The 23,664-nt window shown below is 52.4% G+C and carries 29 protein-coding genes; 20 read left to right on the plus strand and 9 right to left on the minus strand.

Features of this window, described 5'->3' with window-relative positions:
• Positions 1 to 57: 57 nt before the first annotated feature.
• Positions 58 to 870 (plus strand): exodeoxyribonuclease III, encoded by an 813-nt coding sequence (gene xthA / locus LX59_RS11075; protein ID WP_144571933.1) that lies wholly within the window; start codon positions 58 to 60, stop codon positions 868 to 870.
• A gap of 30 nt (positions 871 to 900) precedes the next feature.
• Here the strand turns inward: xthA and arfA are convergent, their stop codons facing one another.
• From arfA to leuS, 4 genes are all read right to left on the minus strand, one after another.
• The gene (gene arfA, locus LX59_RS11080) at positions 901 to 1,059 is read right to left on the minus strand and encodes an alternative ribosome rescue factor ArfA (protein WP_144571934.1); all 159 of its coding nucleotides are present in this window, start codon (positions 1,057 to 1,059) and stop codon (positions 901 to 903) included.
• 87 nt (positions 1,060 to 1,146) lie between these two features.
• Positions 1,147 to 2,190, minus strand: coding sequence for a DNA polymerase III subunit delta (gene holA, locus LX59_RS11085; RefSeq protein ID WP_144571935.1), 1,044 nt, complete (start codon positions 2,188 to 2,190; stop codon positions 1,147 to 1,149).
• 6 nt (positions 2,191 to 2,196) lie between these two features.
• Positions 2,197 to 2,811 carry an LPS-assembly lipoprotein LptE gene (locus LX59_RS11090; protein WP_144571936.1) on the minus strand — a complete coding sequence of 205 codons (615 nt, stop codon included), beginning with the start codon at positions 2,809 to 2,811 and terminating at the stop codon, positions 2,197 to 2,199.
• 28 nt (positions 2,812 to 2,839) lie between these two features.
• Complete coding sequence (gene leuS, locus LX59_RS11095; RefSeq protein WP_144571937.1) at positions 2,840 to 5,452, minus strand: leucine--tRNA ligase; 2,613 nt, start codon at positions 5,450 to 5,452, stop codon at positions 2,840 to 2,842.
• Positions 5,453 to 5,658: 206 nt separating this feature from the next.
• Between leuS and orn the strand changes: the two genes are divergently transcribed.
• The 4 genes from orn to LX59_RS11115 are packed head-to-tail and all read left to right on the plus strand — an operon-like array spanning position 5,659 to position 7,919.
• Positions 5,659 to 6,201 carry an oligoribonuclease gene (orn, locus tag LX59_RS11100; protein WP_144571938.1) on the plus strand — a complete coding sequence of 181 codons (543 nt, stop codon included), beginning with the start codon at positions 5,659 to 5,661 and terminating at the stop codon, positions 6,199 to 6,201.
• Between the two features lie 54 nt (positions 6,202 to 6,255).
• Entirely contained in the window at positions 6,256 to 6,624 is a 369-nt protein-coding gene (locus LX59_RS11105; RefSeq protein WP_144571939.1) for a CidA/LrgA family protein, read from the plus strand.
• Positions 6,618 to 7,331: an LrgB family protein gene (locus tag LX59_RS11110; RefSeq protein WP_144571940.1), complete on the plus strand. Its 714-nt coding sequence runs from the start codon at positions 6,618 to 6,620 to the stop codon at positions 7,329 to 7,331. The genes LX59_RS11105 and LX59_RS11110 overlap by 7 nt, the downstream gene beginning before the upstream one ends.
• Before the next feature lie 9 nt (positions 7,332 to 7,340).
• Positions 7,341 to 7,919: an LON peptidase substrate-binding domain-containing protein gene (locus tag LX59_RS11115; RefSeq protein ID WP_144571941.1), complete on the plus strand. Its 579-nt coding sequence runs from the start codon at positions 7,341 to 7,343 to the stop codon at positions 7,917 to 7,919.
• Here the strand turns inward: LX59_RS11115 and LX59_RS11120 are convergent.
• Positions 7,913 to 9,229, minus strand: a complete 1,317-nt coding sequence (locus tag LX59_RS11120) for a bifunctional DedA family/phosphatase PAP2 family protein (protein WP_144571942.1) — start codon at positions 9,227 to 9,229, stop codon at positions 7,913 to 7,915. The genes LX59_RS11115 and LX59_RS11120 overlap by 7 nt on opposite strands.
• A 129-nt stretch (positions 9,230 to 9,358) precedes the next feature.
• Here LX59_RS11120 and LX59_RS11125 point away from each other — a divergent pair, with 129 nt between their 5' ends.
• The 15 genes from LX59_RS11125 to LX59_RS11195 all read left to right on the plus strand — a co-directional run bounded on the left by LX59_RS11125 (position 9,359) and on the right by LX59_RS11195 (position 21,471).
• The gene (locus LX59_RS11125; RefSeq protein ID WP_144571943.1) at positions 9,359 to 10,624 is read left to right on the plus strand and encodes a glutamate-5-semialdehyde dehydrogenase; all 1,266 of its coding nucleotides are present in this window, start codon (positions 9,359 to 9,361) and stop codon (positions 10,622 to 10,624) included.
• The gene (nadD, locus tag LX59_RS11130) at positions 10,624 to 11,274 is read left to right on the plus strand and encodes a nicotinate-nucleotide adenylyltransferase (RefSeq protein WP_170234367.1); all 651 of its coding nucleotides are present in this window, start codon (positions 10,624 to 10,626) and stop codon (positions 11,272 to 11,274) included. Before LX59_RS11125 ends, nadD begins: the two co-directional genes overlap by 1 nt.
• 14 nt (positions 11,275 to 11,288) lie before the next feature.
• Positions 11,289 to 11,645 (plus strand): ribosome silencing factor, encoded by a 357-nt coding sequence (gene rsfS / locus LX59_RS11135; protein ID WP_144571945.1) that lies wholly within the window; start codon positions 11,289 to 11,291, stop codon positions 11,643 to 11,645.
• Between the two features lie 8 nt (positions 11,646 to 11,653).
• Positions 11,654 to 12,121: a 23S rRNA (pseudouridine(1915)-N(3))-methyltransferase RlmH gene (gene rlmH, locus LX59_RS11140; protein ID WP_144571946.1), complete on the plus strand. Its 468-nt coding sequence runs from the start codon at positions 11,654 to 11,656 to the stop codon at positions 12,119 to 12,121.
• 10 nt (positions 12,122 to 12,131) lie between these two features.
• Positions 12,132 to 14,021: a penicillin-binding protein 2 gene (gene mrdA / locus LX59_RS11145; RefSeq protein ID WP_144571947.1), complete on the plus strand. Its 1,890-nt coding sequence runs from the start codon at positions 12,132 to 12,134 to the stop codon at positions 14,019 to 14,021.
• Entirely contained in the window at positions 14,018 to 15,172 is a 1,155-nt protein-coding gene (gene rodA, locus LX59_RS11150) for a rod shape-determining protein RodA (protein WP_144571948.1), read from the plus strand. The genes mrdA and rodA overlap by 4 nt, the downstream gene beginning before the upstream one ends.
• 7 nt (positions 15,173 to 15,179) lie before the next feature.
• Positions 15,180 to 16,193, plus strand: a complete 1,014-nt coding sequence (mltB, locus tag LX59_RS11155) for a lytic murein transglycosylase B (protein WP_144571949.1) — start codon at positions 15,180 to 15,182, stop codon at positions 16,191 to 16,193.
• Positions 16,190 to 17,218 (plus strand): septal ring lytic transglycosylase RlpA family protein, encoded by a 1,029-nt coding sequence (locus LX59_RS11160; protein ID WP_246118743.1) that lies wholly within the window; start codon positions 16,190 to 16,192, stop codon positions 17,216 to 17,218. The genes mltB and LX59_RS11160 overlap by 4 nt, the downstream gene beginning before the upstream one ends.
• Before the next feature lie 49 nt (positions 17,219 to 17,267).
• A complete protein-coding gene (locus LX59_RS11165; protein WP_144571950.1) occupies positions 17,268 to 18,425 on the plus strand; it encodes a D-alanyl-D-alanine carboxypeptidase family protein in 1,158 nt (385 codons plus the stop codon).
• Between the two features lie 73 nt (positions 18,426 to 18,498).
• Entirely contained in the window at positions 18,499 to 18,774 is a 276-nt protein-coding gene (locus LX59_RS11170; RefSeq protein ID WP_144571951.1) for a DUF493 domain-containing protein, read from the plus strand.
• Positions 18,774 to 19,433, plus strand: a complete 660-nt coding sequence (gene lipB / locus LX59_RS11175) for a lipoyl(octanoyl) transferase LipB (protein WP_144571952.1) — start codon at positions 18,774 to 18,776, stop codon at positions 19,431 to 19,433. Before LX59_RS11170 ends, lipB begins: the two co-directional genes overlap by 1 nt.
• Entirely contained in the window at positions 19,423 to 20,394 is a 972-nt protein-coding gene (gene lipA / locus LX59_RS11180; RefSeq protein WP_144571953.1) for a lipoyl synthase, read from the plus strand. The genes lipB and lipA overlap by 11 nt, the downstream gene beginning before the upstream one ends.
• A 75-nt stretch (positions 20,395 to 20,469) precedes the next feature.
• Positions 20,470 to 20,787: a DMT family transporter gene (locus tag LX59_RS11185; RefSeq protein ID WP_144571954.1), complete on the plus strand. Its 318-nt coding sequence runs from the start codon at positions 20,470 to 20,472 to the stop codon at positions 20,785 to 20,787.
• 161 nt (positions 20,788 to 20,948) lie between these two features.
• A complete protein-coding gene (locus LX59_RS11190) occupies positions 20,949 to 21,200 on the plus strand; it encodes a type II toxin-antitoxin system Phd/YefM family antitoxin (RefSeq protein ID WP_144571955.1) in 252 nt (83 codons plus the stop codon).
• Positions 21,190 to 21,471 carry a type II toxin-antitoxin system RelE family toxin gene (locus LX59_RS11195; protein WP_144571956.1) on the plus strand — a complete coding sequence of 94 codons (282 nt, stop codon included), beginning with the start codon at positions 21,190 to 21,192 and terminating at the stop codon, positions 21,469 to 21,471. The genes LX59_RS11190 and LX59_RS11195 overlap by 11 nt, the downstream gene beginning before the upstream one ends.
• Positions 21,472 to 21,583: 112 nt before the next feature.
• Here LX59_RS11195 and LX59_RS11200 read toward each other — a convergent pair whose 3' ends face one another.
• The 4 genes from LX59_RS11200 to LX59_RS11215 all read right to left on the minus strand — a co-directional run bounded on the left by LX59_RS11200 (position 21,584) and on the right by LX59_RS11215 (position 23,644).
• Positions 21,584 to 22,048, minus strand: coding sequence for a DUF2846 domain-containing protein (locus LX59_RS11200; protein ID WP_144571957.1), 465 nt, complete (start codon positions 22,046 to 22,048; stop codon positions 21,584 to 21,586).
• A gap of 98 nt (positions 22,049 to 22,146) precedes the next feature.
• Positions 22,147 to 22,734: a hypothetical protein gene (locus tag LX59_RS11205; RefSeq protein ID WP_144571958.1), complete on the minus strand. Its 588-nt coding sequence runs from the start codon at positions 22,732 to 22,734 to the stop codon at positions 22,147 to 22,149.
• A gap of 77 nt (positions 22,735 to 22,811) precedes the next feature.
• Complete coding sequence (locus LX59_RS11210; RefSeq protein WP_144571959.1) at positions 22,812 to 23,060, minus strand: hypothetical protein; 249 nt, start codon at positions 23,058 to 23,060, stop codon at positions 22,812 to 22,814.
• A gap of 194 nt (positions 23,061 to 23,254) precedes the next feature.
• The gene (locus LX59_RS11215) at positions 23,255 to 23,644 is read right to left on the minus strand and encodes a hypothetical protein (RefSeq protein ID WP_144571960.1); all 390 of its coding nucleotides are present in this window, start codon (positions 23,642 to 23,644) and stop codon (positions 23,255 to 23,257) included.
• Between the last annotated feature and the right edge of the window lie 20 nt (positions 23,645 to 23,664).

Consider the following 23,664-nt stretch of genomic DNA (forward strand, 5'->3'; position numbering starts at 1 on the left):
GGCTTTTTAACCTGATTGCCCTTTATACAATTAATACTTTTTATTTAAGGGTTTGTGATGAAGCTGGTTTCTTTCAACATTAATGGATTACGGGCAAGACCCCATCAGTTACAAGCCCTCATTGAGCGGCATCAGCCCGATGTGATCGGGCTGCAAGAAACTAAGGTAGCCGATGAGCAGTTCCCTCAAGCAGAGATTGAGGCTTTGGGGTATCAGGTGTATTTCCACGGCCAGAAAGGACATTACGGAGTGGCCTTATTATCTCGGCAACCGGCCTTGGAATTACACAAGGGCTTTCCCAGTGATGAAGACGAAGCCCAGCGGCGCTTTATCTGGGGCCATTTTGCTTGTGCCGATGGTCAAAGGATTACAGTGATGAATGGCTATTTCCCCCAAGGAGAAAGCCGCGACCATCCGATAAAGTTTCCTGCTAAAACTCGCTTTTACGCCGATTTACAGGCTTTTTTGGAGCAGGGTTTTACGCCGGAGCAACCCTTAGCTCTGATGGGGGATTTCAATATTGCCCCTGAAGATTGCGACATCGGTATCGGAGAAGCGAATGCCAAGCGTTGGCAACGCACGGGTAAATGCAGCTTTTTACCGGAAGAGCGTGAATGGATGGAGCGCCTAAAACACTGGGGCTTACAGGATAGTTTTCGGCAGTTGTATCCTGAAACTACCGGGCATTTGAGCTGGTTTGATTACCGCAGTCGTGGCTTTGAGGATGATCCGCGCCGTGGGTTACGGATTGATTTGATTTTGACTTCTAAGGCTTTGCAATCGCGGCTTAAAGCGGTGGGGATTGATCAGGAAATGCGGGGGATGGACAAGCCGTCAGATCATTGTCCGGTCTGGGTTGAGCTGGGTTGAGTGGCGAAATAGGGCGAAGCTTGGGGAAAATCAGGCGGCCAAAATGTAAAAAGCCTCCCAGTCGTTGGACTGGAAGGCTTGGCGGTGGTAGCTTCCTTTGCCTTTGTCGGGCCGTTCTTGGCGGCAGCGGAACAGAGGTTGAGCTACTAGAGATTTGGCTTTGTTGGTGCGTTTGGCTTTTTTGGCCATTGGGGTACTCCTTGGTACAGATTGGGTTGGCTTTAGGTCAGTGCATCCTGCTCTTTTGATCAAAAAATGTCCAGATTTCTGTATTCACTATTTGAGTTCACTTGGTAATCGGAGTATTTGCCCTGCCATCGTTAAAACAAGGCGCTCTAGGCCCATCCAAGGGTCGCTGTCGATTTGGCCTTTAATACTGGCATCAATGTATTGAGCTTCCCTAAGCCAAAGATTCCAATACTCACGGGGAGTACGCTCTAAGGCTTTTTGAATCAAAGGGCGGCGTTTATCCCAAATCGGTGGGCGTATTTGGGCTAAGGCTTGGTCGAGGGGAATACCTTGATGCTGCTGGTAGGCCAGTTGAGTGAGCAGTCTAAGCTCTCGGCTAATGCCCCAAAGCAGGATCGGAGCTTCAGTGCCTTCAGCGCGCAGTCCTCTGAGGCTTTGCAGAGCATGGGCCGCTCGACCGGCTAACAGGCTATCTAAAAGATCAAACAGGGTATAACGAGCGCTATCACCAACGCAGGATTGCACCAGCGCGGCATCAATACGCCCTTGTTTAGCCAGTAAGGCTAATTTATCCACCTCTTGGGCGGCTGCTAGCAGATTACCTTCGACCCGCTCGGCGATCAGCGCTAAAGCTTCGGGGGTGGCACTGAGTCCGGCGCGGCTGAGACGCTGCCCTAGCCAGCGTGGGAGCTGCGCTGCCTCAATCGGCCATAGGCTGATGAACTGTACTTCGGGGCTTTCCAGCAGAGCTTTGGCCCATTTGGTTTTTTGGGTGGCTCCGTCAAGGCGCGGCAGACTGATGAGCAGTAGATTGTCTGGGTTGAGGTGCCGGAGGTAGTCTAAAAGTACGGCGGCTCCCTTATCGCCGGGTTTGGTCGAGGGCAGACGTAATTCCAGCAAACGGCGTTGGGTGAATAGGGATAAGCTGGCTCCGGCCTCCAGCAGCAGGCTCCAATCAAATTGAGCGTCAGCGTAAAACACTTGGCGCTCATCAAAACCCTGTTGGCGGGCGGCCTGCCGGATGCTGTCAGCGGCCTCCTGAGTCAGCAGCGGATCATCGCCGCTGATGACATAAACCGGTGCTAGAGCGTCTTTTAGATGGCGCTCTAGCTGGGCTGAAGAAAGCTTCATAGCTACTTAGGGGGCTGGTTCAATGGGAGAGGCTTTGGGTCGATTGGCTTCGGCTTCTTCGGCGCGTCGGGCGGCTTCAAGGGCCTCAGCTTCGGCCTTGGCTTTCGCTTCGGCTTTTTGCTGTAGCTGTTCCAGTTGTGCCAAGGTGATGCGCTGTAAACGCATAAATACCTGTTGTACCAGTTCTCCGCGCAACTCTTGACGAACTAAATTAGCCTCTTGGTCAGAACCAATCAGGTTGTTGGCGTCGTACACATAGGTTTTGCGCACTTCGCTACGCTCGGTCAGCAGTGTCAGGCCGTTACGCGTTTGAATCTGGAAATCCAACTGGTTAATCAGTTCATACTCGGCGGTTCGGGAGGAGCTGGTCTGGGTAGCTGTTCGTTTTTCGACCTTTTCCTGCACTAAATTCAGGGTATAGGCCGCCGTAGGAGTCACCTTGACCTGATAGCTCTCCAGCGTTTGACGCATCAGGCGCTGGGTATCACCGTAGACATCACGAGATACCAGATTGAGCTCCGACAGAGCAAGGGGGCCACCACCACCTGTACCCCGTAGGTGGAAGCCACAGGCACTCAGTAGCAAAGCGATTCCAAGTACAGTGAGCAAACGCATAAGCATTGGGAAGCCTCTCCCGAACCGGCGGGCCTTAGCCCGCGACGATGTTGACCAGTTTACCCGGCACCACGATGACCTTACGGATGGTCAAGCCATCAATAAAGCGCAGCACGTTTTCGTTCTGACGCGCAGCGGCTTCCACTTCCTCGCGCGAGGCGGTAGCAGGCACTTGGATCTCACCGCGCAGCTTGCCGTTCACTTGGATCACCAAGGTCAGGCTGTCTTGCACCAGTGCGCTTTCGTCCACCGCAGGCCAGCTCACGTCCAGCAGCTCGTCCGTATGACCTAAAGCACTCCACAGGGCATGGCCAATGTGCGGGGTGATGGGCGCGAGTAACAGGGTGACGGTTTCCAAACCCTCTTGGATCAGGGCGCGGTCTTGCTCGGTGGCGGTTGAGGCTTTTTCCAGCACGTTCATCAGCGTCATTACTTGGGCGATGGCGGTGTTGAATTTGTGGTACTGACCAATGTCGGTAGAGGCTTGCTTGATGGCCAAGTGAATGGCACGGCGCACGGCTTTTTGCTCGTCGTTCAGGCTGGCTTTATCCAGAGCCGCAGGTAATCCAGCGCTGGCATGGCTGTGGGCCAAACGCCACACACGGCGCAGGAAGCGGCTCGCGCCTTCCACACCGGCATCCGACCATTCCAAGCTCATTTCTGGCGGGGCGGCAAACATCATAAACAGACGGCAGGTATCCGCGCCGTACTGGTCGATCATGGCTTGCGGGTCAACGCCGTTGTTTTTGGACTTGGACATCTTCTCGGTACCACCGATTTCCACCGGCAAACCATCGGACTTGAGTTTGGCACCGATGACCTTGGCTTTGGCATCGCGCTCCACTTCCACATCGGCGGGGTTGAACCAGTCCTTACCGCCGTTTTCCAGCGTGCGGTAGTAGGTTTCCGCCACCACCATGCCTTGGGTGAGCAGGTTTTTGAACGGCTCGTTGGAGCTGACCAAGCCTTCGTCGCGCATCAGTTTGTGGAAGAAGCGCGCGTACAGCAGGTGCAAAATCGCGTGCTCAATACCACCGATGTACTGATCCACGGGCAACCAGTGATTGGCCGCCGCCGGGTCGATCATGCCTTGGGTGTATTGGGGCGAGGCGTAGCGCGCGTAGTACCACGAGGACTCAACGAAGGTGTCCATGGTATCGGTTTCGCGCTTGGCTGGTTGACCGCACTTAGGACAGGTGCAGCTATAGAACTCTGGCATCTTGGCCAGCGGGCTACCAGAACCGTCCGGTACCACATCTTCCGGCAGAACTACGGGCAGTTGGTCTTCCGGGACAGGCACATCGCCGCAGCTATCGCAGTGGATGATCGGGATCGGGCAACCCCAGTAGCGTTGACGGCTGATGCCCCAATCGCGCAGACGGAATTGAGTTTTACGCGCGCCGTGGTTGCTGGCTTCCAGATCGGCGACGATGGCATCAAAAGCGCCGGTAAAGTCGAGGCCGTTGTATTTGCCGGAATTCAGGGTAGTTAGGCCGCTCTTATCGGCGTACCACTCCTGCCACTCGCTGGCGCTGAAGTCCTTACCCTCAGCCGCATACACTTGAGTGATGGGCAAGCTGTACTTGTTGGCAAAAGCAAAGTCGCGCTCGTCGTGGGCAGGAACCGCCATCACCGCGCCTTCGCCGTAACCCCAGAGCACGTAGTTGGCCACGAATACCGGCAGTTTGTCGCCGGTCAGGGGATGAATCACGAATTGGCCGGTGGGAACGCCTTTCTTCTCCATGGTCGCCATATCGGCTTCGGCCACAGAACCGGATTTGCACTCGGCAATAAAGGCAGCTAACTCGGCGTTGTGTTCCGCCGCGCGCTGGGCCAGCGGATGCTCAGCGGCCACAGCCACATAGGTTGCGCCCATCAGGGTATCCGGGCGGGTGGAGTAGACCCTGAGTTGGCCCTCAATGCCGATGCTGGCCTGATCGTAATCAAACACGATGTCGGCACCGAAGCTTTTGCCGATCCAGTTGCGCTGCATGGTTTTGACCTGCTCAGGCCAGCCCGTCAGCTCGTCCAGACTGCTCAGCAGCTCCTCCGCATAGGCGGTGATGCGGAAGTAGTACATGGGGATTTCGCGCTTTTCAATCAAAGCGCCGGAACGCCAACCGCGTCCGTCAATCACTTGCTCGTTAGCCAGTACGGTTTGATCCACCGGGTCCCAGTTTACGGTGCCGTTTTTACGGTAGATCACGCCCTTTTCGAACAGCTTGGTGAACAGCCACTGCTCCCAGCGGTAGTAATCGGGTTTGCAGGTGGTGACTTCCCGCGTCCAGTCGATGCCAAGGCCCAGACTTTTGAGCTGGGCCTTCATGTAGGCGATGTTTTCATAGGTCCACTTGGCAGGCGCGACTTGGTTTTTCATGGCCGCGTTTTCAGCGGGCATGCCGAAGGCATCCCAACCCATAGGCTGGAGCACGTTTTTGCCCTGCATGCGTTGGTAACGGGCAATCACGTCGCCAATGGTGTAGTTACGCACGTGCCCCATGTGTAGCTTGCCGCTGGGGTAGGGGAACATGGACAGGCAATAAAAGGTGTCTTTGCCCGCTTGCTCACGGACGACAAAGGACTGCTGGTGTTCCCAGTGACTCTGGGCGGCGGCTTCGATTTCGCGGAACTGATACTGTTCGTGCATGATGTGGGGACACTGCTAAAAAGGGGCTGGCTGACACCAAGGACGGCCCTATACCGAGGTGTGGGCATAAGGTGTGAGCATGGAAAAGGTTAAGGATACTTGAGAACCCAGTCCCTCTAAAGGGTTTAAGCCCGAATTGCATGCAAGGACGCGGCAATGAGTCGCTTTGCGTTACACTGAAACACAATAAAGAGAGGAATAGCCCTATGCAAAACCCACAAAACCTGATTTGGATTGATCTGGAGATGACCGGCCTAGATCCTGATCGGGATGTCATTATTGAGATGGCGACCATTGTGACCGACAGCCAACTCAATGTATTAGCCGAAGGCCCGGTGATCGCTGTGCATCAAAGCGACGAAACTCTGGCGGGTATGGATGAGTGGAATACCAAGCAGCACGGTGGTTCAGGGCTGACCCAACGGGTGCGGGATAGCCGCATCAGTACCGCCGAAGCTGAAGCACTGACACTGGCCTTTTTGGAGCAATGGGTTCCAGCACGGAGTTCACCCATCTGCGGCAATAGCATTTGCCAAGATCGCCGCTTTTTATATCGTCATATGCCCAAACTGGAAGCTTACTTCCACTACCGCAATCTGGATGTCTCTACCCTAAAAGAGTTAGCCGCGCGCTGGGCACCCCATGTCAAAGAAGGGGTGAAAAAATCCAGTAGCCATCTGGCCTTAGATGATATCCGCGACTCTCTCGCCGAGCTGCGCCATTACCGGACGCACTTTATTCGTTGTTAGCAGGTTCACCTAGCGCTGTTGCGGGTGTTCGTCCTGAATACAGGAGACATTCTTATGTTGCTCTACGGTCTGACGTGGTTGGTGGTATTTCAGTTATTGGGCACCGCCGTGAGTGTATTGCTGGTGCCCATGTTGCCTGGGCCTATTGTGGGTTTGGTACTGCTGTTTATCTTCTTGCTGGTGCGTGGACAGCTCAATGAGTCGATACAGCAAGCCGCCACTACCTTATTGCGTTATCTGCCTTTGATGTTGGTTCCGCCGGCCATTGGCGTGATGGCTTATACCCATGAAATTCTGGAGCACTTCTGGGCTGTAGTTGGGGTTTTGGTGGTGTCTTTGGCACTGTCTCTGGTGTTCACCGGATGGCTGATGCAGCGTTTGATTGAACGCCAAGCCCGCCGTCAGGAGGAAAAGTCATGCTGAACTGGCAGGCCGCTGGGCAGGCTGTTGTCCATCATCCCTTGTTTTCCGTGGGCTTAACTCTAATAGCCTTTCAGATGGCCACTTGGCTCTACGCTAAAACCCGCAAGCTGTGGTGTCAGCCCTTCCTAGTGGCCATGACTTTGGTCATTAGCGTGTTGTTGCTGTGCCAAATTCCCTACGAAGAATATCGCCAAAACAATTGGCTGCTGACGATCTGGCTTGGCCCTACGACCGTAGCCTTGGCCATACCGCTGTATCTAAACCTGAGTCGCATCCGCCAGTTATTTAAGCCCATCATGTTGACGCTGGTGATTGGCGGCGCGGTTACTTCAGCCCTAGTGTTTATTTTGGGTTGGTTGTTCGGGACTTCACATTCCCTACTGATGACTTTGGCTCCTAAATCCGCTACCTCGCCTATCGCCATGTTGGTGGCCGAAAATCTAGGCGGTGTGGCTGCTTTGGCTGCCGTCTTTGTGCTTCTGACTGGAGTGCTTGGTGCCATGATGGGCCCTTGGCTGCTGAATAAATTCCAAGTGCACAATCCGGCAGCACGGGGCATGGCTTTGGGTTTGACCGCCCATGCAGTGGGCACAGCCCAAGCCCTGCACGAAGGGGAAGAATGCGGAGCCTTTGCCGCTATGGCCATGAGCCTGATGGGGGTACTGACCGCCGTGGCCTTGCCGGTAGCCGTCGCCTTATTAAGTTAGGGGGTTGAGATGAGCCTGCCTCTATTTCCGTTGCACCAACTGTTGTTTCCCGGCTGTATGCTGGATTTGCAGTTGTTCGAGCCCCGTTATCTGGACATGCTGAAAACCTGCCTGAAAACGGATACCGGATTTGGAGTGGTGGGTATTCTGCACGGGCAAGAGGTGGGACTAGCGGCCTCACACTGTACCCCTCTGGGCTGCGAGGCTCTGATCCGAGACTGGCACCTACAAAAAAATGGCTTGTTGGGGATTCGGGTTCAGGCTGTGCGGCGCTTTCGAGTGCTGTCTTCATGGGTACAGCCCGATCAACTGTTACAGGCTGAGGTAGCTTGGCTGCCAGAGCGTCCTGATTCAGCCTTAACTCAGGCTGAAGAGGATTTGTTGGGGCTCTGGCAGGCCTTGAGTCGCCACCCTCAGGCGGCCACTCTGGCCTTAACGCCCCCGAACACGCAACATCAGTTATTGGATCAACTGGCCTACGCGTTGCCTTTGCCTATGGAGCATAAGCAGCAGCTTTTGGCCCTAGAGTCTGTGCAGGAGCGTTTGAGCCTGATGCGCCACTATTTATCCTTGTTGCAGAATCAGTAGTCATAGCGTTGCAAGGCTTCAGGCAGTTCCCAGCCGCCGTAAACCAGCAGCAGTCCTAGGCAGGCCATTAACCCAACCGCTCGGTGTTGACTGGGCAGAGCAGCTAGCGGGGTTTTCCGTTCAGCCACCGCCAAACTTAGGGTGCAACAGCTCGCTGCTACTAGCCCTCCGGCCAATATATCGGTAGGCCAGTGTACTCCAAGGTAAAGACGTGAAATTGCAATAGCAGCGGCCGGTATGCAGGCTACCAGTAACCAAGCCAAGCGCATGCGTAGCACCTGCTGACGGCTGGCTAAGATGCCAAAGACTAAAAACAAAGCAAAAGCGGCTGAGCTATGGGCGCTGGGATAGCTGTGACTGTTCAGAGGCTCAATCAACACTTCTGGGCGTAGACGGGCAAAGCCTTCCTTGAGGGCTGTGCTGCATAGGGCCGTACCTAACAGAGTACCCAGCGTGAACCCCGCATGCTGACGATAACCGGCTCCCAGTAACAGCAGTACCAATAAAATCCCCACGGCGGTTTGAATGGATAAATCGCCGAAGCGGGTAATAAATACCATCAACTGATCGACTAAGGGCTCCCGTACCTGCTGTAACAGGTTAACCAAGCCTCGATCTAAAGCCTGCATCTGGGGCCAGAATAGGGACAGAGCGGCGAGGCAAAGAAAACAAAGCCCTGCCATCATCCAATGACTGTAACGGGGATTACGCAGGCTCAGATAGAACAGAGCAGCCAGTACAGCCGCTAAGCCTCCTGCCACCAAGGCGGTTTGAAACCAAAAATGCTCTGGGAGTGGTAACCGCAAGGCCGCTCCTGTTGTCCAGCCCGGTACCAAATACACCACCGCCCATCCCAATGAGGCCGGGATAGACACCAGCACAAAGCGCCAAGGGGGCATATCCAACATACCGGCCGTTAGGGGCAAAAAGGGGCGCACGGGGCCAATAAAACGTCCTACCAATAGGGAGAAAATGCCGTAGCGTTGAAAGTATTGTTCAGCGACGGCCAGCCATTCGGGACGATCACGCAATAAAGGCAATTCTCGAATACCCTGATGGTAATAGCGGCCAATGAGGTAGGAGAGAATGTCGCCCAAGAGTCCTCCCAAAAAGCCCCAAAAAATGGTTGAGGAGAGATCCAAAACATTATTTCCAGCCAGCACCGCCAAGGTAAACAGCAGCAGTGTTCCGGGGACGAGTAAGCCGACAATGGCTAAACACTCAGTAAAACTGGCTAAAAATACGACGAGCCCCATCCATTGGGGATTTTGGGCCAACCAGTGCGTCAGTAGATCGAACCATTCACCCATCAACTGGGCTCCTTTTGTGTTGAAAGCGGCATCATAGCAACCTTAGACCCTTAGGCTGAGGGAGATAACTGTGCGACACGAACCGCTCTAGTTATAATTGACTGCCTTTTCTACTTCAGGCTCCAACCGATGACCGAGTCCGTGCTTGACTATATGATCCGTTTGGGACGGGCTGCGCGTGATGCATCGCGTGTACTCGCTCGTGCCAGCACCGCCCAAAAAAATCAGGCATTACAGGCAATTGCCGATGTTTTAGAGGCACAGTCTGAAGCTTTGCTGAGCGCCAATGCGCAGGATTTAGCTCAGGGGCAGGCCAATGGATTGGATGCTGCTATGCTAGATCGCCTCGCATTAACACCGGCCCGTATCAGCGACATGATTGCCGGATTACGACAAGTGGCAACCCTGCCCGATCCTATCGGAGCCATTCGGGATATGCGTTATCTGCCTTCCGGGATTCAGGTGGGCAAAATGCGTGTACCTCTGGGCGTGATCGGCATCATCTACGAATCTCGGCCTAACGTGACCATTGACGCGGCCAGCCTATGTCTTAAGTCCGGTAATGCCACCATCCTGCGCGGCGGCTCCGAGGCTATTCACTCTAACCAAGCCATTGCCCGCTGCATTCAAAAAGGTTTGGCGGAAGTCGGCTTACCGGCAGCAGCGGTGCAAGTGGTGGAAACCACCGATCGGGCCGCCGTGGGAGCCCTGATCACTCAGCCAGAATATGTGGACGTGATCGTTCCGCGCGGTGGTAAAGGGCTGATTGAGCGCATCAGCGCTGAGGCCCGAGTGCCGGTAATTAAGCACTTAGACGGTATTTGCCACGTCTATATCGACCAAGCCGCAGATGTGGAAAAAGCCATCCGTGTGGCTGATAACGCCAAAACCCAGCGCTTTGCCCCCTGCAATACCATGGAAACCCTGCTGGTGCATGAGCAGATCGCGGCGCAGGTATTACCGCCTTTGGCAGACATCTACCAACAAAAAGGGGTAGAGCTGCGCGGTTGTCCCAAAACTCGGGATTTGCTCGGCACTGCGGTTGTGGCGGCGACGGAAGAGGATTGGTCAACGGAATACAACGCCCCGATCCTGTCCATCAAAATTCTGTCTTCCTTGGAGGAAGCCATCAGCCATATCAACCACTACGGCTCCCACCATACCGATGCCATCATCACCGAAAACTTTACCGACGCACGGCGCTTTTTAACTGAGGTGGATTCCAGTTCGGTGATGGTGAACGCCTCTACCCGCTTTGCTGATGGCTTTGAATACGGTCTAGGCGCAGAAATCGGCATTTCCACCGACAAACTGCACGCCCGTGGCCCCGTTGGACTGGAAGGGCTGACCAGCGAAAAATACATCGTATTTGGCGATGGCCACGTGCGCACCTGATGAGCCGTCCTTTACGCATTGGGATATTGGGCGGCACCTTCGACCCAGTACATATTGGCCATCTACGCAGTGCGCTGGAGGTGGCCGAACTCTTAGAGCTGGATGAGATGCGGCTGGTGCCCTGTGCCCGTCCGCCCCATCGGGAAGCCCCCAACCGCAGTGCCGATCACCGATTGGCTATGGTGCGTTGTGCCGTGGGTGGTCAACTGCCGTTGCGGGTGGATGATCGAGAATTGCGGCGCGAAAAACCCTCTTACACCCTCGATACCCTAGAGTCGCTGAGGGCGGAACTTGGCCCTGAACCCAAACTCTACCTTCTGTTAGGCTGGGATGCTTTTTGCGGGTTGCCCAGTTGGCATCGTTGGTTGGAGTTGTTGGATCATTGCCATATTCTGGTTTTGCAGCGCCCTGATGCAGATACTGAGCTACCCGAGGCACTGCGCAACCTGTTGGCCGCCCGCAGTGTTGCCGATCCCAGAGCCTTAAGTGGTTCTGCGGGGCAAATTGCCTTTGTTTGGCAAACTCCGTTAGCGGTTTCTGCAACACAGATCCGCCAATTATTAGCCGCCGGGCGCTCTGTACGTTTTTTAGTGCCCGATTCTGTTTTAGCCTACATCAACACGCATGGCCTATACCGTGCGCCCCACTGAGGTTTTTTGAACGCATGCACAGTGAACAACTGGTTCAGATCGCTATAAACGCTTTGGACGATTTAAAGGGTAAAGACATTCTCACCATTGATGTCCGTGGTAAAACCAGCGTCACCGACTTTATGGTGATTGCTACCGGCACCTCGGGTCGTCATGTGCGCTCCTTGGTTGAGGACGTGATGCTGAAAGTCAAAGAGCAAGGGGTGATACCCTTGGGTTCTGAAGGCTTAGAGGGTGGAGACTGGGCTTTATTGGATTTAGGCGATGTAGTGGTACACGTCATGCAAGCGGCTCCGCGCCAGTTCTATGACTTAGAACGCCTATGGCAGGGTGCTGAACAAAGTAGAGCCCAAACGCTGGTGCAGGAATAGGGTGGGTTGTGCGCCTTAAGTTGATGGCTGTGGGCTCAAAAATGCCGCGTTGGGTCGAAGAAGGCTGGAATGAGTACGTGAAACGTCTGCCGGCTGAATTACCCTTGGATTTAGTGGAGATACCCCTCAACACTCGGGGTAAAAACGCGGATATCCCACGTTTGATCCGTCAGGAAGGGGAGGCCATGCTGGCTAAGGTGGCACCGGGAGAGCGCATCGTCACCCTTGAGGTCAGCGGAAAGCCTTGGAGTACTGAGCAACTGGCCACAGAGCTGGATCGCTGGCGCTTAGATGCCCGTTCTGTCTGCTTAATGGTGGGTGGGCCTGAGGGGTTAGCACCAGAAGTCTGCGCTCGGAGTGAGCAGCGCTGGTCACTGTCACCCTTGACTCTGCCTCATCCCTTGGTGCGCATCCTTGTGGCGGAGCAGATATACCGCGCTTGGACACTCCTGTCCGGCCACCCTTACCACAAATAGTCAGGGACTCATGCCCCAGCCGATATCACTTAAGGATCATGAGCAGGATGCTTTGCTGGTACGTCAGCGTGCCGCCACCGGTTTGGCCTTTGTGTTGATACTGGTTGTGGTGCTGTTTGCCCGTATGTATTACCTGCAAGTCATCCAGTACGACTACCACGCCACTCTGTCCGAAAATAACCGTGTGCATGTGCAGCCTATTCCGCCGACACGGGGGCTTGTTTTTGACCGTGATGGCCGCATCCTAGCGGATAACCGCCCCAGTTTTAGCCTCACCATGACTCGGGAGCGCGCTGGTGAATGGCGCAGCGTGCTGGATGTCTTAGTGCAAGTGCTGGAGTTTGGCCCTGAGGAGCGGGAGCAGTTTGAAAAGCGCTTGCTCCAAGGACGACGGCCTTTTGAGCCCGTACCTATCTTGTTTGAGCTGTCGGAAGAGCAAATTGCACGGGTTGCAGTGAATCAATTCCAATTGCCGGGGGTTGAGGTTTCTGCTCAATTGGTACGCCATTACCCCTACATGGAGCATTTTGCTCATTCCGTGGGTTATGTGGGGCGGATCAACGACCAAGAGCTGAAGCGGCTCGATCCTGTCAATTACAGCGGCACCCATCACATGGGTAAAACCGGCATCGAGAAGTTCTACGAGGCTGAACTGCATGGCCAAGTAGGTTACGAAGAGGTGGAAACCAATGCCCGAGGGCGCGTGCTACGGGTATTAAAGCACACCGATCCCAAACCCGGTCAGGATGTGGTGTTATCCCTCGATTTGGATTTACAGCAGGTAGCAGAGGAAGCCCTAGGCGGGCGGCGGGGAGCGATAATCGCCTTACAGCCCTCCACCGGCGAAGTATTGGCGATGGTGAGTCAGCCCAGTTTTAACCCCAATCTGTTTGTGACCGGCATTAGCTTTAAAGAATACGCAGCCTTGCGCGATTCTATTGATCGCCCTTTATACAACCGAGTGCTGCGCGGCCTCTATCCTCCCGGCTCCACCATCAAACCCATGATGGCTGTTGCGGGGCTGGATTCTGGCGTTGTAACCCCTGCGACACGGGTGTTTGATCCTGGGTTCTACCAACTGCCCGGAGTCGATCATAAATACCGTAACTGGAACCGAGGGGGCGATGGTTGGGTCAGTTTGGAAACGGCTATCTCGCGCTCCAATGACACCTATTTTTACAGCATGGCCCACAAAATGGGGATTGATCGCATGTACGACTACATGACCCGTTTTGGCATTGGCCAGCGCGTTTCATTGGACATGCATGAAGAAGCCACCGGATTGATGCCCTCACGTCAATGGAAACGCTCGCGCTATCGGCAGGCTTGGTTCCCGGGAGAAACGCTGATTTTAGGGATTGGCCAAGGCTACATGCAAACCACCCCCTTACAACTGGTACAAGCCACAGCGCTGGTAGCCAATCGAGGCAAATGGATACGACCTCGCTTAGCCCGCACTGTGGGGGGAAGTCCACCTGTGGATACGCGCCCAGTACCAGACATTCAAGTGCGTGACCCTAAATACTGGGACTATGTTCGTCATGGCATGGAGATGGTGATGCACAGTGCCCAAGGTACGGCAAAAAAAGTAGGAGCTACCGCACGCTACCGTATTGCCGGTAAAAGCGGTACCGCTCAGGTAGTGGGAATTCGTCAGGGCGAGCGCTATGACAGTGGCCGTTTGGCCGAGCGCCACCGTGACCACGCCCTATTTGTAGGCTTTGCCCCCGCAGAAAATCCGCAAATTGCCGTAGCTGTGATGGTGGAAAACGGAGAGTCAGGTTCAGGAGTTGCTGCTCCAGTGGTGAAAAAGGTTATGGACGCTTGGTTGCTGGATGAGCGCGGCCAACTGCGTCAGGAATATGCGCCCGCTCAACCCACAGAGACTAAAACCCCATGAATTGGCTGGGCAGTTTTGATCCGGCTCTGTCGGAAGATGAAGATGTTTTTCGCCGTCGTGCCGGATTTTTATACCGTCTGCATGTTGACGGCACCATGCTGCTGTTACTGGTACTGATCGGCCTAGTGGGTTTAGTCATTCTGTATTCGGCCAGTGGACGCAACTGGGATTTGGTGCTCAAACAAGGCATATCCTTTGGTATAGGTTTGGGAGCGATGCTGGTCATCGCCCAAATAGAACCACGCTTTATGGCCCGTTGGGTTCCTCTTGGCTACTTGTTTGGGGTGTTTTTACTGCTGGTGGTAGACATCATGGGCCATAACGCCATGGGCGCTACCCGTTGGATCAATATTCCCGGCGTAATTCGCTTTCAGCCGGCGGAATTGATGAAAATTCTTATGCCCGCCACTGTAGCTTGGTATTTATCCAACCACAGCCTTCCGGCGGGGCTAAAACACACGGCCATTGCCTTAGTACTTATCCTGATTCCCTTTGCCTTGATTGTGCGCCAGCCGGATTTGGGTACCGCTTTGCTGGTACTGGCCGCAGGAGCCTTTGTGCTGTTTATTGGTGGTCTGCGTTGGGTGTGGATCGGCAGTGCTTTGGCTGCTGTAGTGCCAGTTGCCATTGGCATGTGGTACTTCGTGATGCACGATTATCAGCGCCAACGGGTACTCACCTTCCTAGATCCTGAGAGCGATCCTTTAGGTTCGGGCTGGAATATCATCCAATCCAAGGCGGCCATTGGCTCAGGAGGCACCTTTGGTAAAGGTTGGCTACAAGGCACTCAATCCCATTTAGACTTTCTACCGGAGAGCCATACTGACTTCATCATCGCGGTTTTAGCGGAAGAATTTGGACTGGTCGGTATCAGTTTGTTGCTGTTGCTCTATACCCTGTTGATCTTGCGCGGCTTGGTGATTACCGTGCAGGCACAAACTCTGTTTGGTAAGTTGTTGGCCGGTGCCTTGACCATGACTTTTTTTGTCTATGTGTTTGTCAACATAGGTATGGTCAGTGGTTTGCTACCGGTGGTCGGTGTACCGCTTCCTTTTATTAGCTTTGGAGGAACGGCGCTAGTGACCCTGCTGTCAGGGTTTGGGGTTTTGATGTCGATCCATACCCATCGAAAATGGATTGCTCAAGTTTAAGAGAGAGATGGTCTTGATTGAGTTGACAGCGAGCGGAGTGACACGAATTGTACGTAGCCTAACTCTGGCCGGATGCATGCTCTGTGCAGCGCCTGTGCTGGCCGAATACTCCGGGCCTGCGGTAGATCAGCTAATGGATGAGATGATCCAAGAGCATGGCTTTGCCCGTGAGCAACTGAGCCAATGGTTTGCTCAGGCAGAACGCAAACAGCCGATTTTAGATGCCATCTCCCGCCCTGCTGAACGGGTAAAACCTTGGAAAGAATACCGCCCGATTTTTATGACCGAGGCGCGGATTAACCAAGGGATACAGTTCTGGAAAAAACATCAGGCGGCTTTAGCACGCGCTGAACAACAGTACGGCGTTCCGGCACAATTTATCGTCGCCATTATTGGGGTAGAAACCTTTTACGGGCGCAATACCGGCAATTATCGGGTGATTGATGCGCTGTCTACCTTGGGTTTTGACTATCCTCCACGCCAGCCGTTTTTCCGCCAGCAATTGAAAGAGTTTTTACTCTTAGCTCGTTCAGAGCAAATTGATCCTCTGAGCTTAAAAGGCTCCTATGCAGGGGCGATGGGATTACCACAATTTATGCCCAGTAGTTTCCGTGCCTATGCCGTTGACTTCGATCACGACGGGCATATTGATATTTGGAACAATCCTGTGGATGCCATAGGCAGTGTAGCAAGCTACTTTAAGCAGCATGGCTGGCGTGCTGGTGAGGCGGTTTCAGTACAGGCAGAGATTACCGGTATCCGTTTTGAGGAAGGCTTAACCCAAGGTTTAGAGCCCACCCGCACCGCCATTGAACTGCGTCGCTTTGGATGGACTCCCTTGACTCCCATAGCCAACGATACGCCCATCTTAGCGTTCCGTTTGGAAGGGGCTCAGGGAGATGAGTATTGGATGGGCTTGCCGAACTTTTACGTTATTACCCGTTATAACCGTAGCGTGATGTACGCTATGGCTGTTCAGCAACTGGCTGAGGCTTTGGATAAGGCCCGGAGTAGTCTATGAAAGCAATACGCCGTGCTTGTTATGCAGCAACCAGTCTGTTGGGCGGCGTATTGATGTTATTGGTGGGTTGCTCCAGCGATCAACCGGCTAAACCGCAAACTACGGCCAATAGTGTGGGCTCTGGAAGCTATGCGCGTCCCCATCGCGATGGCGCTCCTTGGTGGGACGTGGATGTATCCCAAATTCCAGATGCTGTGCCTATGCCTCATTCTGGGCCGGTTAAGGCGAATCCTTATACTGTGCTAGGCCAGACCTATTATCCCATGCCTAATGCCCACAGTTATAACGAAACGGGGACAGCCTCTTGGTATGGCACCAAGTTTCATAAGCAGGCAACGGCTAACGGTGAGGAATATGACCTCTACGGCATGACGGCAGCCCATAAAACCCTGCCTTTACCCTGTTATGTGCGGGTTACTAACTTAGAAAATGGCAAAAGTGTGATCCTGCGCGTCAATGATCGCGGGCCTTTTTATTCCGACCGGATCATCGACCTGTCATTTGCTGCGGCACGTAAGCTAGGCTATGCCGATCGAGGCACTGCGCGGGTTAAGGTTGAGGGTATAGACCCTGTGCGTTGGTGGGCTGCTAAAGGACAGCCGGTGCCCAGTACACCGCTGGTATTAGCCAAAACCAGCACTCCTGTAGCCTCTAAGGTGAGCGCTGCTGCGCCAGTTCAGGTGGTGACTCAGCCTTTGGAAATCTATACTCCGCCGCCCCAACAACATGCTGCCCCCTTAAGTCCAAGGGAGTTGAGTCAAACCGCTCAGACACCTAATGCGTTATCGGGGGGGGTATTTCTCCAAGTGGGTGCTTTTGCTAATCCAGATGCAGCGCAGTTGCTAAAGGATCGACTCAGTGGCATGGTCACAGCCCCGGTGTTTATTAGCTCGGTGGTTCATCGTGAGCAAGTCTTACACCGGGTGCGTCTTGGCCCGATTGACTCCGCTTCTGAGGCGGCTCAGGTGGAGCAAAATGTACGTTTAGCTCGACTGGGTGATCCAAAGCGCGTCATGCCGGACTAGGCCTTCATGCCCTTTGTAGGGTTCTTTCCATCAGATATTCTGAGAAACGATGAAAAATAAGTCCTTTTTTCAGGGATTTGCCCTGATCACTTTATTGGTAACACTCCCCTCCGTTTGGGCCGCTCAAGCGATTCCTGCTCCACCCCAGTTAGCGGCCAAATCCTATGTGCTGATGGATGCCTCCAGTGGCGAAATTTTACTGGAAAGCAATGGTGAGGAGCGTTTACCGCCCGCCAGCCTGACCAAGCTGATGACCACCTACATCGCCACTTTGGAGATCAACAAAGGCCGCATCAAAGAAAGCGATCTGGTCACAGTGAGCGAGCGTGCTTGGCGTACCGGCGGCTCACGCATGTTTATTCAGGTAAATACCCAAGTATCGGTGAATGATCTGCTGCATGGGGTGATTATTCAGTCAGGTAACGATGCCAGCGTCGCTTTGGCCGAGCACATCGCCGGTAGTGAAGATGCCTTTGCCGACTTGATGAATAAAAGTGCCCAGCGTTTAGGCATGCAAAACAGCCACTTTATGAATGCCACCGGCTTGCCCCATCCAGAGCACTATTCCTCAGCTTTGGATATGGCTAAGTTGGCGCGGGCCATCATTTACGAAGATCCGCAGCACTACGCCATCTATGCCCAGAAAGAATTTTTTTGGAATAACATCAAGCAGCCGAACCGCAACCTGTTGTTATGGCGTGACAGCACGGTAGATGGTTTGAAAACCGGCCATACCGCTGAAGCGGGTTATTGTTTAGTGGCCTCAGCGCAGCGCGAAGGAATGCGCCTGATTGCGGCTGTTTTCGGGGCTGCCAGTGAGCAAGCGCGCGCGGCTGAAACTCAAAAATTGTTAACCTACGGGTTCCGCTTCTTTGAAAGCCGCACCTTCTACCGCGCTGGTGTTGAACTGGCTCAAGCCAAAGTGTGGAAGGGCTCGGCGGATGTGGTTAAAGCCGGTCTGAACCAAGATTTAAGCTTTACCCTGCCGCGTGGCCAACTGGACAAGCTCGAAGCCACCATGACCTTTAATGCCCAACTGATTGCCCCGATCCAAAAAGGTGATGTGATCGGTAAAGCTGAGGTCAAACTGGGTGATCAGGTGCTGCGCAGTGCTGATTTGGTTGCTTTGGATAGCGTCGAAGAGGGCGGTATCTTCAGCCGCTTGTGGGATACCATTCGCTTGTTTATCTTCGGTTTGTTCAACTGAAGTTTCTTTGACGACATCATGGCCTAAGGGCCATGATGTCTCCTCCCTTGACGAGCCTACACACAGAATTCCTATGAGCGACGAAATTCAGGCGCCTAAGATTGAATTTCCCTGCCCGCGTTATCCGGTCAAAGTCATTGGTGATGCCAGCCCAGACTTTGCTGAGGTCGTGGTTGAGATTATTCAGCGCCATGCCCCCGATTTTGACTCATCCAGCCTCTCGGTACGGGATAGCCGCAACGGTCGCTTTCTATCGGTGCAGCTATTGATTACCGCAACGGGCGTGGAGCAACTGCAAGCCATTCATCTGGATTTGCGTGCCACTGGGCGCGTGCATATGGTGCTCTGATGCAACGGCCTGTGATTGTGCGTGAGCTGGGGCTGCGGGATTACCCCTCCACTTGGCAAGCCATGCGCTACTTTACCGACCACCGCACCCCAGAAAGCCCCGACGAGCTGTGGCTGTTGCAACATCATCCGGTGTTTACTCAGGGCCAATCCGGTAAGGCCGAGCACCTGCTGTTCCCCGGCGATATTCCGGTGGTGCAGGCGGATCGCGGAGGGCAAGTCACCTATCACGGCCCCGGCCAACTGGTGGTGTACTTATTGCTGGATGTCCGTCAGTTGGATATCGGCGTACGTGCGCTGGTCACTCTGATTGAAGATAGCTTGGTTGATACGCTGGCCAGCTACGGAGTTACGGCTGCGGCCAAACCTGAAGCCCCCGGCGTGTATGTGGACGGCGCTAAAATTGCTTCACTGGGGTTACGCATCCGTAATGGGCGTTCGTTCCACGGATTGGCCTTGAATGTGGATATGGATCTGGAACCCTTTCGGCGTATTAATCCCTGTGGTTATGCTGGACTGGCCATGACCCAATTGCGGGATCTGGTTGGGCCAGTAGAAGTGGCTGAGGTGTCGGGGCGACTGTCCGCACAGTTGATCCGCCGTCTAGGCTATGCAGAACAGAAGACCCTAGCGGGCGGAATTGAAGCATATGAGCAGTGAAACCCTGAAAAGCCCCGCCAAAGTGGAAGCCGGCGTGAAATTGCGTGGTGCAGAAAAGGTAGCCCGTATTCCGGTTAAGGTGATTCCTACGGACGAGCTGCCCAAAAAACCGGACTGGATTCGGGTGCGCATTCCCGTATCACCGGAAGTAGAGCGCATCAAACAACTGCTGCGCCAACACAAGCTGCACAGTGTCTGTGAAGAGGCTTCCTGCCCCAATTTGGGCGAATGCTTCTCCGGCGGTACCGCCACCTTTATGATCATGGGTGACATCTGTACCCGCCGTTGCCCCTTCTGCGACGTAGGACATGGCCGACCCAAGCCCTTGGACGAAGACGAGCCGCGTAACCTTGCGGTGGCGGTAGCGGATCTGCGCCTTAAATATGTGGTGATTACCTCCGTAGATCGGGATGACCTGCGCGATGGTGGTGCTCAGCATTACGCCAATTGTCTGCGGGAAATTCGCCAGCTTAGCCCCGGCACTCAGCTGGAAACCCTAGTACCGGATTATCGGGGCCGCATGGATATTGCCCTCGACATTACCGCCACCGAGCCACCGGATGTGTTTAACCACAATCTGGAAACCGTGCCACGCCTGTACAAAGCCACACGCCCCGGTGCGGACTTTCAGTGGTCATTGAACCTGTTGAAAAACTTCAAACAGCGCGTGCCCCATGTACCCACTAAGTCGGGCCTGATGCTGGGCTTAGGCGAAACCGACGAAGAAGTGCTGGAAGTCATGCAGCAGATGCGTGACCACGACATCGACATGCTCACCCTTGGCCAGTACCTACAGCCGTCCCGCGATCACTTCCCCGTGCAGCGCTTTGTGCATCCCGATATTTTCGCGATGTTGGCGGAAGAGGGTACGCGCATGGGCTTTAAAAACGTAGCTTCCGGCCCGTTGGTGCGCTCTTCTTACCACGCCGATCAGCAGGCGCATGGAACCAAAATCAGCTAATACAGCGTTGAAGCTCAGGGATGAGCAAAATACGGGCTGGTTTGCTGATCAGCTCTAATCCATAGGAGTTTTAGGATGAGTTGGCTTTATCTGGTATTAGCTGGTTTGTTTGAAATCGGTTGGCCGGTGGGTTTGAAGATGGCCCAAGAGCCCGCTACCCGTTGGACAGGCATTATTATCGCCATCGTGTTTATGGGGTTGAGCGGCTTCTTACTTTGGTTGGCTCAGCGCAGTATCCCTATGGGAACAGCCTATGCCGTTTGGACGGGCATCGGTGCAGCGGGAACCTTTTTAGTCGGGATTCTGTATTACGGAGATCCCAGCAGCTTGGCCCGTTATTTGGGTGTGCTGCTTATTATCGCTGGGGTGATTACCCTTAAGTTGGCGCATTGATGGGGGATTCATAGCCGAACTACCCATCCCACATTAAGTTTTTTGCGCGTCGACTCATTGACTCCTGATTACCCTGTAAACCAGATTTAGCCTTTAAGTAGTGCGTTTAATGGTGCTTTTATTGGTGCTAAGATCAACAGAGTACAACGTGGAGCACTACAATGGCATACCAAATTCTTACCTCTGTCGCCGCTAGCATCACCGAATTAAAGAAAAACCCGATGGGTACCGCAATGGAAGGTGAGGGTCAGCCCGTTGCAATTTTGAACCGAAATGAGCCCGCGTTTTATATTGTCCCCCCCGCATTATTTGCCTATTTTCAGGAGCTCGCTGAAGATGCTGAGTTGAACCGTATCATCGATGAGCGGATGCAAGACCCTGATTTTATTGAGGTCAATATAGATGACCTATAGGCTTAAATTCGATAAAAGGGCTTGGAAAGAATGGGAAAAACTCGGTCATCCCATCAAAGAGCAATTTAAAAATAAATTGAAAGAGTGTCTGGAAAACCCTCGTGGGCCAAGCGCAAAACTGAGTGGTCATGCGGATCGCTATAAAATTAAATTACGTTCTGCGGGTCATCGACTTGTTTACCAAGTATTTGACGAGGAGATAGTTGTCAGTGTGATAGCCATTGGTAAACGTGAAAACTCGGATATATATAACTTGGCCAATGACCGATAATGGTTTTTAGTGACCAACTCTTTGATAATTTAATATTTTAGTATAGAGAGAGTGCTTGTCATAGGGACTCTACAGGTGCTCAAGGAGCAAACGCCAAGGCGTACCAATATGCTCATATGGATGAGCAATTACCTTGAATTGCCAAATCCGTTTTAATAACTTCAGTCTTACCTTCTTGTACTTCAACAGATTTTAAATCTGCACCCCCAACAAAAAAACCAAATTTAATATATTGCTCTATAAAATAGAGCTTCCCTTTTTCAGTGAAAATTTTTAAGTTGTTAGGAGAAAATTCAGATTCAGTTCCTATTGTGTGTTCTCTATCGCCATCTACTTCGCTGTAAAAGAAAACACCAGGGGCAGATTCTCCAACACATTTGCCATCAATATAAATGTCTTTTTTTAATGCAGAGCCTAGCATTGCATCTTTTCTATAAATATAAACTCCAGAATATTCGTTCTGGGGAGCCTTAAATTTTTTAACTTCATTCGCTTTTGTCGTATCTGTACTAGGAACTGAAGCACATCCAGACAGGAGTATAAATATGACTAAAGGGGTGATTGAGATTTTTTTCATGCTTGCATACATAGTTGGTTTTTAAAAAAATATTCTTCTAGCATAATAACTCTGGTTAAATCTAAACTCTTGATTCTGGAATAAAGCCATATACATCATTATGAATCAACTTGGCCATTTAATGCTAGCCTCCAGAAGTTCCTTAAATTCTGAATGTAACGCTCAATATCTGACTTTGATAAACAAACTGATTTATCAGCTAGAAGATGTGGAAAATTACTTTTTAATTTTTTTGCTGCATTACTTTCTGATCCATGCTTGATGGCGTTTGCTGCATCCCTTAACTCTTTGTTTAAAGCCATCCAGTGGGGACAAGAATCGAGATCATAGCCAATTTGAGCAAGCTTTGGCTTTATAATGTCAGTTTGATCGGAACCAAGAAATCGCTTCTTCTGTCGTTCAAATAAATGGAAAAGCTGTGTAGCGGAGGAATTTATATAGTCCTGTTTTAAGGCACTTTCGGTAAATATGTGATTTAACTCCTCAAAGTATCCATCTTCCTCAATGCAGCCTTCATTATCTCGATCAGGATCAAATTTTTTTGATTTATTTTCGAGAAAAGAGTTTTTCCTTTCTAAGGCTTCAATCTCGATTGAGTCAAAGCAAGGAAGCAGTCTATTTATAACCGTTCGCTCAAACCCGTCTATCTCATTATTAATTTCGATTCTGACTATTTCAGGATACATATTAATAATATTCCCTACTGAATTATAACAGTTAAGTTAAGGCGAGTGTTGAAGTTGGTTTTTATTTTATCTAAAAATTATTTTCTTGAAAAGAACTTTAACATAAATGGAGTTATTAAAATCAATCCTAGGACTATTGATTCAAGGGCTTGCTCTTTTGCGCCAAGTATAAGATTAAATAGCCCCAGTAATAATAGTGGGACTGTGATTTTATAACTAAGGAAATTAAACGCCTTATGGATTCTTGCACTTTTTTCTAATGCAGCTATTTCTTTCTGAAGCTCTAGGTACTCTTTTTTGCGTTTAAGTTCTTCGATATCACTCATAAAGCATTTCCTTTATATGGTCTGTACAGTCTCTATATTAAACCAACTTGGCATACAGTCTCCCAAATAACTTTGGGGATTAGCTAATCTTGCTATCTGTTTGATTAGATTCAGGAGCAAACTCGCTAAGACACTATTCGGCCCATGCCGAGCGTGCCCATGACAAAGAGCTACGGCAATTTATCCGCAGCCAATCAAGGTAACACAAAACGCGCCGTAGAAACCTTTTTATTCATCCCCGAAACTACTGCGATGACTTTGGTATTACTGGCTACATTAAATTGCCCTTGAGCTTCCAGTCGATCTCCGGCGGGTTTGAGTTCTACTTCTTGCCGCTCGTTGCCGGATAATAAGGTGAGTTTGGCGGTTAAGCCTTCGACCGCTACGGGCTTGCCGTGATCGCTTAGATAGAGTTGCACGACATCGGCTTTGGCCACCAGCTCGTAATCCATATCTTTTTCTTCTACCACTATGCCACCGTGCAGGGCTTGGTGGGCGTGCTCGTGGGCGTGGTTTCCAGCCGCCAGTAGCGATGGGCTGAATACGAAGCTAGCGATTACGAGGCTCAGTGCTTTTAGGTTCATGGGTGGGTTCCTTTCGGGGG

Origin of the sequence: Azomonas agilis (assembly GCF_007830255.1) — a bacterium.
GTDB lineage: Bacteria > Pseudomonadota > Gammaproteobacteria > Pseudomonadales > Pseudomonadaceae > Azomonas > Azomonas agilis.